Source organism: Ruegeria sp. AB5 (genome assembly GCF_056542645.1).
On the sequence record NZ_JBQGAE010000006.1, the window covers coordinates 268,317 to 279,952 of the forward strand.

Sequence of the window (11,636 nt, forward strand, 5' to 3'; positions counted from 1 at the left end):
TGCATCAAAGCCCTGAAAACTGAGGGTGGCGTTTGTCCATGAAGGCGGCGACGCCCTCATCCCGATCTGCCGAGGCGGCAGCCGCGGCACTACCCAGCGCCTCGATGACGGCATCCTTGTCTTCGCCGACCGCCGCGTGGATCATGTTCTTGGAAATCTCGGTGGCGCGCGGGGACAGGGCCTGTGCCTCGGCTGCGATATCAAGTGCGCGGGTTAGGACGTCATCAACCATCTCAGCGGCATAGCCCACGGCAACCGCGCGGTCCGCCACGAGACGGCGGCCAAACAGGGCCATTTCTTTCACCGCACCTTCCGGCATCAGCCGCGTCAGCCGTTGAGTACCCGACCACCCGGGAACGATCCCGATCCGGGCCTCGGGCAAGGCCAGCATCGCATGCGGTGCCACCAGACGCAGGTCGCAGCAACTTGCCAGCTCCAATCCGCCGCCAAAGGCATTGCCATTGATCGCCGCAATGGTCGGTTTGCCCAGCCGTGCAAGACGGTCGAAAATCCGGTGCCCGTCCCGCACCCAGTGTCGCGCGAACTCAGCGGGGCCAAGGTCGCCCCACGCGCTGATATCGGCGCCACAACAAAATGCTTTCTCTCCGGCCCCGGTCAGAACCAGAGACCGGATCGCCGCGTTGCGCTCGACGTGCTGCACATGGGTTTCCAGCGCAATCAGCATGTCGGTGGTCAGCGCGTTCAGCTTGGCCGGGTTGTCCAGCGTCAGAACAGCAGTTGCGCCGTCGATATGAAAACCGATCCCGCTCATACCGTCATCCCCATCGGGCCTTCGGCAAACAGGGATTTTGGCATCAAAGCTGCATTTTCGGCCAAGACTACACGTCCCTCTGACGCCGCCACGATGTCCTGCTGCGCATTGATCCCCGGCATGATCTCGGTCGCCACCAAACCCTGATCGGTCAGACGAATGACACAGCGTTCAGTCACATAAATCACGTCCTGCCCAAGCTCGCGCGCGCGGCGGCCCGAGAACGTGACGTGTTCGACCTGATCCACCATCTTGGTGAACTTTCCAGGCGCCGCGACGCTGATCCCGTTCGCATCCAGATCGATCTTTGCCCCAGCCTCGAACCAGCCTGAGAACACGATCTTCTTTGCGCTTGCCGTGATGTCGACAAACCCGCCGCACCCAGCTGTCAGATACGGTCTTTTCCCCAGCTTCGAGACATTCACGTTGCCGTCCAGATCGACTTCGAGGAAAGACAAGAAGGACATGTCGAACCCACCGCCCTGAAAATAGATGAATTGTTGGGGCGAGGGCACATAGGCATGTGCATTCGACGCGCATCCAAAGGCAAAACCGGTCAGCGGTACACCTCCGACGGCCCCTTGTTCGATGGCCCAGGTGACGGCCTTGGGATGACCTTCCTCCAACAGCACACGCGGGACCATGGCGCTGATGCCAAATCCCAGATTTGCACTCATACCCGCACGCAGCTCCATCGCGGCACGGCGGGCGATCACCTTTTCCACCCCGTGTTCAGCCACCGAAAAACTGCCCCACGGGCGCATGATCTGTCCCGAAATGGCTGGGTCATAGGGTGTTTCGGTGGTCTGCTTCTGATCCGGGTCCTGGACGATCAGATCGACGAGATGCCCCGGCACCCGAACGTCATGGGGGCGCAGGCTGCCTTCGGCGGTTACGCGCTGAACCTGCGCGATGACCACCCCACCGTGGTTGCGCACGCAAATCGCCTGCTCCAGCCCGCCCAGATAAGCGCCTTCGTGCTCGTAGGTCAGGTTGCCAAACTCATCCGCCGTGGTGGCACGCAGAATGCAGACATTCGGAATGATGTTCGGGAAGTGCAGCCAGGTCTGGCCGCCAAACGCGGCCCGCGCAACGATGGGTGCAGCCGCCCCGCGCGCATTCATGGCGCAGCCTTCGCGGATCGGGTCTACAAACGTATCCAACCCGACCTGTGTCAATACGCCCGGACGCCGCGCCGCAGCCTCGCGGTGCATGTCGAACATGATGCCTGATGGTACATTATAGGCGGCGACACGGTCTTCAACGATCATCTTCCAGATTTCAGGCATCTCAAGGCTGGACGGACCCGAGGGGTAGGATCCGGCCAGAACACGGGTCAGCAGGCCGTCCTGCGCCAGATACTCCATCCCCCTCACGCCATACATATCCCCGGCCGCAATCGGGTGTAGTGTGGTGATGTTGCGCGGGTGTCCTTCGGTCCGGAACCGAGTGCCCAGGGCTTTCAACACAAGATCGGGGCATCCCAGAGCTGAGGAGGACGAGACCGTGACAATCGCCTCATCAGGGATACGGGACACGGCTTCAGACACGGAGACTAGCTTGGTCATCAGAATCCCCCATAGGTGACGTCAACACGCTGACCGGTTGCTGCTGCTTCGCGCACGCTCAGCGCGACGGACAGGGATTTGACACCATCGGGACCGTCGGCGGCAGGCCGTCCCTGCCCTGCGGCGGCGGCGGCAAATTCCGAGACGCCCTGAACGTAGAGGTCGTGGTTGGAATACGGAATATCCTCACTGCCCGCTTCGGTGACCAGGGTGATCTGGCCGACCGGCTGCTGAGTCATGACGCCTTTGGCAAAGATCGACCCCTCGGTGCCATGTACCTCAAGCGCCGATCCGGCGAAAGGATGAGTAAAACTCTCATGGCTCATGACCATTGCGCCCGAGGGCATGGTCCAGACCGACATACAGGAATCCTCGACCCCCTGCCCCATTCCGGAACTGGTCATCTGTGCCACGACGGTGGCTGGGTCTTCCTGCAACAGGAAGCAGGTGACATCCGCGTCATGCACTACGATATCCGGGATCACGCCGCCACCGGCGCTTGCGTCTTTGATCCGCCAGCCCTGCAAGTGACCCGGCAGATGAACAGCGTGGTGGATACGCAACGACAACACCTTGCCTACACGTCCCGTTGCGATAAGTTCCCGGATCGCACGATGGGAGCCTGAACAGCGCAGGTGATGATTGGTGCCGAAGGTCACACCAACAGCCTCAGCGGCGCGAACCATCTCAACCGCTTCGGCCTGGGTCATGCCCAGCGGTTTTTCACACAAAACATGTTTGCCTGCTGCAATCGAGGCCATGGCCTGCGAGTGGTGTTTTTCATTGGTCGACGAAATATAGACCGATTGAACCTCTGGATCGGCAAGCGCTGCAGCCAGATCGGTTGTTGCATTCTCGATCGCATGATCCTTGGCCCAAACCTGTACACGTTCAGCCGAGGTGCTGACGATCCAGGTCACATCATGCCCGGACTGCTGACGGACTGCCTTCAGCATGTGTTGTGAGGCAATTGTGCTAGCGCCGACAAATACCCAGTTCATGCTCAACCTCGTTATTGGAACGTTCCATATTCGATAGTGGAACGTTCCAATTTGAGCAAGCCCTTTTTTGAGGTTGCAACTCATTTGGTCTGCGGAAAGTGAATCAAAGCACGGAGTTTGGCCGGAGCGCCGAGCAGAAAAGGACCACCACCATTGTGTGATCCAACCTTCTTACTTTTTTTGCCAATTGATAGCTGCGGGAATGTTCGAATGACTTGCATAGTCGAGGCGCTGCTTGATCCAGTCTTTCCAAAGGAGTTTCCGTCTACGTCATCGAAAGAGGTGCATCGTCAACCAATGGGATCAGCCAACTCGCCATTGCATCAAGTCGTAACGTTGGATAGACTAATTACCGGACCCGCTACGCTGTTTTTGACCAAATCGGGCTTCGCCAGAGGGTTAAAACCCCTCTATGCAGCACAGAGATGGATATCCACAATACTCATAATTTTGCTATTTTGACCACTATTGGGAGTACGGCTTTGCGCGTGGCCCATCGGGGCATTCTATCCAACGTCTGAAAGCGTAAAGTTGTGCGTATCGCTGAACGCCTCGGGTTCTAGATCTTCCCAGAATTCAAAGATTGCCGTCGCATTCAGTCCCGATCGCCATCCATGAGATCGAAAGTGTTCTCGATCCAGATCATTGTCCAACCCTGCTATAAACAGCCTTTTGTCAGCATCGCGCTGCGTTGGGTTTCGCCGCGAAACCAATTCCTCGACGATAGCCAGTTTCCGGGCTCGCTGTTCCCGCTCTGCTGTCCGGGCTGCATAGGCTTTGTCCTCAGACATTTGGGCCTGCACGCGCTTGCGAGCAGCCTCGGCAGCTTCCGGCGCAGGTTCAGGCTGCGCCTCTTCCGTTGCGGCACCATAGTCATCTCTCAACGCCGCAGACAGATAGCCCAAAGTTGACTTCACCCCGCCCTGCCCGGCGACATAGTCCAGTTTCTGTTGCACATAGTCTTCGCCGTGCTCAGCAATCCACTGACGTGCCAATCGGTCTGACACACCCTGTTTACGCAGTTTTTTGTAGACCAGCAGGTTGCGTACACCATCACTGTCATCGATTTCGAACATGGCTTTCTGGGGATTGCCTTTGACCAGAAAGCGAATGTCGGTCACGGTCCGACCCTTTTTCTGAAATTCCGGCTCGATCAGAATGTCCGAGCTTTTGTTGACCTCAGAAACGGCCGGCTTGATGATCTTGGCATTCAGATGCTTGAAACTGGCGTAGTAATCGCTGCCATCGACCCCCATCAGCTTGCGGAACACATCCAAAGACCACCAGCCCGTCGACCCTGTTCGGACGAAGCGGTAGCAGTTTTCGTACAAGGCCAGGCCATGGCCCGAGCTGAAATTCCGCTGGATCTGCACATTGATCAACGCATAGATTTTTGGATCGTACAGTTTTTGCGCCAGAGCGGGCGAATACGCGTATTCGCAAACCCCGCTTTTCAACTTGGCAAAACTAAGAAGGGATGAAACGCCCCATTCTTGTCGCCCCTGCTCATCCAGCATGTCCCATTCAGCGACTGTTTCTGCCAAAGCGCGCAAGCTTGAGCGCAATGTATCAAAGTCGTTGGAGTTGTACCCCACCATCATCGCCAAGGTGCGCGCATCAATTGTGTGGGTCTGAGCCGTGGTCAGAGAATCGTAGGCATTCAGCAAAAGAACGTTGGATAGCTTCCTCTGCAGCAGGGAAAGCTTGCCACTGATATGGATCGCGGCAACGTTCTTTTTTACTGTCTCTCGTCGCAATGCGCCTGAGAGCTGATCCATGTTCAATTGTGTATCCGGCATGATTCTGCCTGGCTGCTCATTTTGGAAACCCTGACACAGAAGGTACCTGTGCATCAATAGTTTTTGGGTACCCAAATACAGGACGAATCGAATCCCGTATTCAGGTACCTAAGCGACGAGGAGGCCGAGTTATCCCCAGGCGGCTCTTCGTATTGAAGTCCATTCTAATTCATCTCCCAAAACTCAGAGTCGATTTTCCCCAACATCAGGGTCTTTTTTTGGTGTTTTCCGATCGCACCGAGAATCGGCTCCCAAGTTACTGGACTCAGGTTCCTTCCGTCCCGAATACGGGTACCTTTGATCCTGCAGATGGGCACCCTTTGTACCGAAAATAGGTACCCAGTATCACCTATTTCTTTGTTTTAATTGGGTTTTCGTAACCCAAAATGTTTAAACCATATAAAGAATCTAAACGTTTTTGTGGTTTTTTCATCTTTAACTTCTTTGGTTTCGTGGCGAAACCCGCTCCAAAGACCCTCGGGAATGGAAAAACTCGAAATCTAGGATAGCCGTACGCCAAAATGTTCGCTACATTCCCAAATATACGCCGCAAAGGCGAACATTGTCTGAGGCACCTACATTGAGCAAAACCACCCAACCTCCCCTGCCCCCTTATCTCAATCTGGATCCCGAGGTCGCAGCCACAAAGTTACCAAATCCTATTGGGACTTCCCGATTCGCGAAAGCCGCAGCCTTCTGCGCAAAAGGCCGAGAAGATCTTGCGCGTCGCGGATATGCGCCTGACGGTGAAAAGCGTCTTCGGCGGTTTTCGATCTGGGAGATTACCAAATACCTCATTCCGGTCGCGCCCGCTCATCTACGACGCGTACTCAAAGCGCATCCCGAGCTTCCACAAGGTGAAGGCGAGGCCGGCTCGAAATGGTTCACGCTTGAAGACGTGTTGGTGCTGCGCAAGCACTTCGCGGCAGAGGGCGTAAGCACCAAGGAGTATCTGCCTTACCGACCGGAGGGCCTGCCTGCAAAGGTTGTGGCTGTCGCCAACTTTAAAGGTGGCGTTGGCAAAACCTCGACCGCAGCCCATTTGGCCATGTCTGCTGCACTGGATGGGTACAAGGTTCTGGTGATTGATCTTGATAGCCAAGGCTCGATGACATCCATCCTTGGAGGTCAGGTTGCGGATGAATGGCAAACGGTTTTTCCTCTGGTGGCCAAAGACTACGCCCGGGCCGTGCAGGAGGAAAACCGGGTCAGATCGGCGACAGACCAACCGGAAATTCCGCTGGATGAGACGCTGCAAGAAGCGCTCAAGACCTCACCGCAAGACGTCATTCAGAAAACGCACTGGCCCAACATCGATTTAATCGGGGCGCAGTTGAACCTGTACTGGGCTGAATTCCAGATCCCTGTCTGGCGCATGGGGCTTCGCAGTTGGCCGCTGTGGGACGGGCTTACAAACTTCCTGGAAGACGAGGGCGTTTTGAACGACTACGACGTCGTCTTTCTGGATACGCCTCCTGCTCTTGGGTACCTTACGATCAATGCGCTTGCGGCAGCAGACATTCTGCTGGTGCCACTCGGCGCTTCGTTTCTGGAGTTCGATTCGACCGGGCGGTTCTTTGACATGCTCTATACGACATTTGCCAGCATCGAAGATGGAGAGAATGCTGCGCAACGAGCTGCAGGTTTACCGGAACTCAAGTTTGAATGGGATGTAGTGCGGGCCATCATCACACGGTTCGACGCCAGCCAACAGACAGACATGGCCAATGTCATTCAGGCGTATTTCGGCGATTTCATGAACGCTTACAGGCAGGACTATACGGCTTTGGTCGGGCAGGCTGGCGAACAGGTAAACGGGATCTATGAGGCGGATTATCGTGACTTCAACCGCGAGACATATGTGCGTGGTCGGGAAACCTTTGACAGGACCTATGCTGAGTTCAAAGAGGTCCTGATCGGATGCTGGTGGCGCGATGCGCAGATGGGAGAACAAACAGATGGCTAAACGCAGAAGATTGATTGCGCCGGATTCATCCGAACTGGAAGAGTTGGAGGCCGGTTTCGCGGCGAAACCATCGGTCAGCCCGTTTGAAACCAAGTCCGCACCACCGCCAATTGCACAGGTCGCCGCCGAAGCTGCGACGCTGGGGGGGTTGGCATCCGTAACTGACCGTGTGGCCTTAGCTCAGGATCAAGGGGACGCGGCGCGCTGGCGGGATGCTCAGGAGGCCGGGCTGGTGGCGGAAATGCTGCCATTGGACCAAATCGATGCTGACTTCATCAGACGTGACCGAATGGTCGAAGATGAAGAAGCCATGGCAGAACTGCTGGAATCCTTGCGTGTTCATGGCCTGAGAACTCCGATTGAGGTCACGCAGGACGGGGATGGCTATGGTCTGATCTCGGGGTTCCGCCGTCTGGATGCCTTTCGTCGTCTGGCCGGGTCGGATTCACGTTTTGCCGAAATCCCAGCCTTTGTCCGGAGCGCGGGAACAGGGCAGGGGGCGTATGTCTCCATGGTTGAGGAAAACGAGCTGCGGTCCAACCTGAGCCCATACGAGCGGGGTCGTATTGCTGTCCTTGCGGCAGGGCAGGGGGTGTTTGCATCAACAGAAGCGGCCGTAGACGTGCTGTTCGCGGCAGCGTCCAAAGCCAAGCGATCCAAAGTGCGCAGCTTTGCGATTGTGCACGAATGTCTTGGTGATCTACTGCAGCACCCGGTTGCCCTAAGCGAAAAAGCCGGCTTGAAACTCGCATCCGCTCTTAGAAGCGGAGCGCAAGCGTCTCTCCGACAAGCTCTTGCGGCCGCCGGACCGATGGATGCAAAGTCGGAATGGGGTGTGATCGAAGACGCACTGACCGAAACGCCGGAACCCTCCCGCGACAAAAGCCGGGGAGGGCGGCCGCAAAATGTGCAGCGATTGCCAAGAAAACCCCTGTCCGGCGGAGGCGAGATCTGGGCGGAAGTTGCATCCGGAGAGTTGCGGTTGCGCATCAAGGGCCGGGATTTAACTGTTGACGATGCCGAGGCATTGGTCGCCCAGCTTTCCGCCCACCTCGAATTGAATGGGTAGTTAACCGAACTGGAGCGTTCGTATGGGCAATTGAACCCGGAAATACGCACGGAGCATGAAATTTATGTAGTATTCAAAATGCTAGAATAATGCGCACATAATGCGACAAGTTACTGACTTTCAGGCGGGCCTTGAGGTTTTGAAGGGACCTGTTGCAACTATTAGCGGTTGACGCTCGTCGGCGCTGCGCGTGAATGGCTATCGGAATTCTCAAGTTGAGTGTCGGTTCATGGCCTCTTTCAAAGGCGCACATTATCCAAATGACGTGATCCTGTCCGCGTTCTTCTTTTACGTCCGTTTCGGCGTGTCATATCGCGGTCTGGAAGAAATCATGCTCGAACGAGGCGTCACAGTGGATCACACCATGCTGAACCGCTGGGTGTCGCGGTATTCTGGCGCAACTGCTGATGCAGCGCGTTGTCGCAAGGGACCGTGTGACCCCTCCTGGAGATTGGATGAATCGTTCATCAAAATGAAAGGCACGTGGGTTTATCTTTATCGCGCCGTAGACAAGCACGGCAAAACTCTTGATTTCATGCTGTCCGAGCGTCGAAACAAGCCGGCTGCTACAAGGTTTTTCGCCCGAACGCTGGAGGTCAACGGTCCGCCGCGACAGATCGTTATCGACAAAAGCCGTGCCAACACCGCTGGTATCAAGGCAATCAACAAGATGCTTGCGTGCTTTGGCTGCCCTATTCCGATCGAGATGGTCAGGCGCAAACATCCGAACAACATCGTCGAACGAGACCATCGTTTCATCAAAAGACGAACTCGCCCGATGCTCGGTTTCAAGAGCTTTGCCTCAGCTGCAGCGACACTTGCTGGCGTCGAGGTGTCACACATGATCCGAAAGGGCCAATTCACGCCCGGACTCTGTCCGTTTAAACAATTCGCTGAACTGGCAGCCTAATTTCGTTGCGATCGCCGAGACAGTTCGGTTAGCTCAAAAGTTTGCAACAAAGCCCGGTTGCGAACAATAAGCAAGTAAAAGCGTGTTTCATTGTTCCATGTCTCCTTGGATTTTGACGACTCTCAACACAAAACGCTTTGATCATATTGGCTAAGGACTCTCGGCCTTGACTAACGTTGTTTTTCTTAGCCTGCCGACAATAACTCTGCAGGAGACACCATACCCACTAGTTATCTGCAACGCATTGAAGGTCCTCTAAGGCGACCGGTTAGTCATAGTATTGGCGGGCTCATCCACCGTGGAAATTTGGTTTTTCGGTAAAAGACTAACACATCAAGCACCTCTGTGACTTCGCTTTTTTGAAACTGTCAGGCTCTGGCCTTCTCCCTTTTCGGATCGAGAAAGGGCGACCCTGTTACTGTACAAGGTAGGCGTTTCATGTGCCCGTCCAGTTTTCCGACTTCCAGCTGGCTGCCTTCGTTTGCATTCTCGACAGCGATGCGTGCCATCGCGATGTCATGTCCAAATTGTGGTGAATGCGTCCAGCTGGTGATTACTCCAACCTGTTCGCGCCCAACAAAGACGGGATCGCCATGGGCCGGTGCCTATTTGCCGCCGAAGGTCAGGCCAGCAAGCTTACGCCGGGCCGCGTCGGCATTTCGGACAAGGGCGTCCTTTCCAATGAATGTCTCTTTCTTGAAATCAACTGCGAAACCCAGGCCGATTTCCATTGCGTCCACGTCGGGCGCGAATTCAGCGCCCGCTATCATCAGTCCGGCTTCGATGCGCACCATATCAAGTGCCGCTCCGCCCATGGGCACCAGCCCAAGGGTTTCGCCTGCTTCCATAGTGGCGTCCCAGATTTCGAGCGCGTCGTCTTTGTCGCAAAAAACTTCATAGCCAAGCTCGCCTGTAAATCCGGAACGGCACAGCATAAACGTGGGCCCGGTGCTGTCACCAATCCGCGCCACTGTAAAACCGAACCACTTGATATTCTCGAGCGTTGGGCGCGCTGGATGCGTGTACACAATCTTGCTCAGAATTTCGCGTGACTTCGGGCCTTGCAAAGCGAGGTTTACCATGCGGTGCCCGAGCGAGAGAACCCGCGCGTTGAGCCCCAGTCTTTCAGCAATCTCGCGCAGATGAAGCGCTGAGTTGTCCGAACCGCAGCACCAACGATAGGTCGTCGGTTCGAAGCAAAATAGCGTACCGTCATCCATCACACTGCCTCGTTCATCACAAATCAGCGCGTAGAATCCCCGGTGCTGGGCAAGCTTCTCAACATTTCGTGTAAGACAATGGTGTAACAGTTCGACCGCGTCGGGACCAACAATATTGTACTTTCTCAGGCCGGACATGTCCCGCAGCGTGGCCGTGTTTTTACAGACCCAATATTCCTCAATCGCTCCCGTTGAATCGTAGTGTATCGGGGTCCAAAGATCCCGGGATACAGAATACTTGCTAGTGAGTTTGGAGGTGCGCGGGTGAAAGGCCGAGTAACGGGTCAGCTTCGCGCTGTCTTCTGGCTGCGCTCTCCAAGAAACAGAGTGTGAAATCGACGTATCCTCTTCATAAATTCGGACTTGAATGTCGGTTGGATTCCACCCGTTGATCGGATCTACATCATCAGGGCAGGCTGTTGAGACGCAGACGAGATCGGTGAGGCCTTGCATTGCGACGTAGTCGCCGGGTCGTGACCAAGCCTCGTCTGAGGCCAGGTGACCGTGACCTGCATCCATCAATTGAAAAAAAAGTTGATCGCTGGCCATGCCGCGCGACGCGCAATTCCATACGGATTGTACGCCTCGGATATTTTGTCAGAGCAATTGATATGCCCCGGGAACCCGCGATCCTCGTATCCACGCGCCGTGCAAGCTAACGCAAAAGTATCATGGCGTCCCACAGTGTCTTGCCGAACGGCCAGAAGGGGATTGATATCCTGATCATAGAATTTGTCATGCAATCCAGGTTGAGGATACGCGCTACGCGCCATCGTTCGTGAAACTGTGGAGTCGATATAGCGCTCAATACTTTCCTCCAGACTTGATGCTCGCATTGCCATGAAGTCCGAACACTGCTGTCCCTCGATATCAATGATCTGGACGAATTGGCCTTTCTTCAAATCGTATGCATGTGCTGTACCGCGACTTACTCACCATTCATCGCAGACCTTGCCTAGCGGCTCTGGCAAAAGGAACTCTGTGGATGCACTTTTTGGTAGCTTCACATCTACGGCAAACCGTCCGCCGCCGCCTTCCGGCACAAAGTCTTTAGTGATCGGAAAAATCACAAAAAGGGTTGTGTCTTCGGTGACTCGAGTCAGAAAAGCTCACACAGCAGACCTTGCAACCAAGAATTCGAAGGGCTTCGTTGTCCCGCTTTGCATCAGTTCTGCCATTCTAGGAGTTTGCGCGTGCAGCGAATGGCGGTTTTGGCGGGATTCTGTTGAAAAACAACGTGTTGCTGGCGCAGAGTGGGGTGACTTGAGCACGGCACGAACGCCTTTCTGATCAGGCTTTTCGCGTTTGCTGCGGCGCAGGAAAGATCTTGG

The 11,636-nt window shown here is 55.4% G+C and carries 10 protein-coding genes; 3 read left to right on the forward strand and 7 right to left on the reverse strand.

Annotated features, from left to right (window positions below; translation table 11 throughout):
- Positions 1 to 4: 4 nt before the first annotated feature.
- The 4 genes from ACR0L4_RS13330 to ACR0L4_RS13345 all read right to left on the reverse strand — a co-directional run bounded on the left by ACR0L4_RS13330 (position 5) and on the right by ACR0L4_RS13345 (position 5,140).
- Positions 5 to 772, reverse strand: a complete 768-nt coding sequence (locus ACR0L4_RS13330) for an enoyl-CoA hydratase/isomerase family protein (RefSeq protein WP_480513575.1) — start codon at positions 770 to 772, stop codon at positions 5 to 7.
- The gene (locus ACR0L4_RS13335; protein WP_480513577.1) at positions 769 to 2,340 is read right to left on the reverse strand and encodes an acyl CoA:acetate/3-ketoacid CoA transferase; all 1,572 of its coding nucleotides are present in this window, start codon (positions 2,338 to 2,340) and stop codon (positions 769 to 771) included. The genes ACR0L4_RS13330 and ACR0L4_RS13335 overlap by 4 nt, the downstream gene beginning before the upstream one ends.
- Positions 2,340 to 3,341 (reverse strand): Gfo/Idh/MocA family protein, encoded by a 1,002-nt coding sequence (locus tag ACR0L4_RS13340; RefSeq protein WP_480513579.1) that lies wholly within the window; start codon positions 3,339 to 3,341, stop codon positions 2,340 to 2,342. Before ACR0L4_RS13340 ends, ACR0L4_RS13335 begins: the two co-directional genes overlap by 1 nt.
- Positions 3,342 to 3,847: 506 nt before the next feature.
- On the reverse strand, positions 3,848 to 5,140 hold the full coding sequence (locus ACR0L4_RS13345) for a replication initiation protein (RefSeq protein ID WP_480513581.1): 1,293 nt from the start codon (positions 5,138 to 5,140) through the stop codon (positions 3,848 to 3,850).
- Between the two features lie 580 nt (positions 5,141 to 5,720).
- Here ACR0L4_RS13345 and ACR0L4_RS13350 point away from each other — a divergent pair.
- From ACR0L4_RS13350 to ACR0L4_RS13360, 3 genes are all read left to right on the forward strand, one after another.
- The gene (locus tag ACR0L4_RS13350; RefSeq protein ID WP_480513583.1) at positions 5,721 to 7,106 is read left to right on the forward strand and encodes an AAA family ATPase; all 1,386 of its coding nucleotides are present in this window, start codon (positions 5,721 to 5,723) and stop codon (positions 7,104 to 7,106) included.
- Positions 7,099 to 8,175, forward strand: coding sequence for a ParB N-terminal domain-containing protein (locus tag ACR0L4_RS13355; RefSeq protein WP_170749747.1), 1,077 nt, complete (start codon positions 7,099 to 7,101; stop codon positions 8,173 to 8,175). Before ACR0L4_RS13350 ends, ACR0L4_RS13355 begins: the two co-directional genes overlap by 8 nt.
- Before the next feature lie 229 nt (positions 8,176 to 8,404).
- Entirely contained in the window at positions 8,405 to 9,085 is a 681-nt protein-coding gene (locus ACR0L4_RS13360; RefSeq protein WP_480513585.1) for an IS6 family transposase, read from the forward strand.
- A gap of 368 nt (positions 9,086 to 9,453) precedes the next feature.
- On the opposite strand, the gene ACR0L4_RS13365 is transcribed toward ACR0L4_RS13360, so the two are convergent.
- From ACR0L4_RS13365 to ACR0L4_RS13375, 3 genes are read right to left on the reverse strand one after another with little or no spacing between them, the layout of a single operon-like run.
- Complete coding sequence (locus tag ACR0L4_RS13365; protein ID WP_170749793.1) at positions 9,454 to 9,639, reverse strand: glycine cleavage T C-terminal barrel domain-containing protein; 186 nt, start codon at positions 9,637 to 9,639, stop codon at positions 9,454 to 9,456.
- A 51-nt stretch (positions 9,640 to 9,690) separates the two neighbouring features.
- Positions 9,691 to 10,854 (reverse strand): hypothetical protein, encoded by a 1,164-nt coding sequence (locus tag ACR0L4_RS13370; protein WP_170749749.1) that lies wholly within the window; start codon positions 10,852 to 10,854, stop codon positions 9,691 to 9,693.
- Positions 10,824 to 11,207: a DUF1989 domain-containing protein gene (locus ACR0L4_RS13375; protein ID WP_170749750.1), complete on the reverse strand. Its 384-nt coding sequence runs from the start codon at positions 11,205 to 11,207 to the stop codon at positions 10,824 to 10,826. Before ACR0L4_RS13375 ends, ACR0L4_RS13370 begins: the two co-directional genes overlap by 31 nt.
- Positions 11,208 to 11,636: the final 429 nt, after the last annotated feature.

Coding starts and splice junctions, on each gene's coding strand:
- ACR0L4_RS13345 (WP_480513581.1), bottom strand. CDS start 5,140: ATGCCGGATACACAATTGAACATGGATCAGCTCTCAGGCGCATTGCGA.
- ACR0L4_RS13330 (WP_480513575.1), bottom strand. CDS start 772: ATGAGCGGGATCGGTTTTCATATCGACGGCGCAACTGCTGTTCTGACG.
- ACR0L4_RS13340 (WP_480513579.1), bottom strand. CDS start 3,341: ATGAACTGGGTATTTGTCGGCGCTAGCACAATTGCCTCACAACACATG.
- ACR0L4_RS13355 (WP_170749747.1), top strand. CDS start 7,099: ATGGCTAAACGCAGAAGATTGATTGCGCCGGATTCATCCGAACTGGAA.
- ACR0L4_RS13370 (WP_170749749.1), bottom strand. CDS start 10,854: ATGGCCAGCGATCAACTTTTTTTTCAATTGATGGATGCAGGTCACGGT.
- ACR0L4_RS13360 (WP_480513585.1), top strand. CDS start 8,405: ATGGCCTCTTTCAAAGGCGCACATTATCCAAATGACGTGATCCTGTCC.
- ACR0L4_RS13335 (WP_480513577.1), bottom strand. CDS start 2,340: ATGACCAAGCTAGTCTCCGTGTCTGAAGCCGTGTCCCGTATCCCTGAT.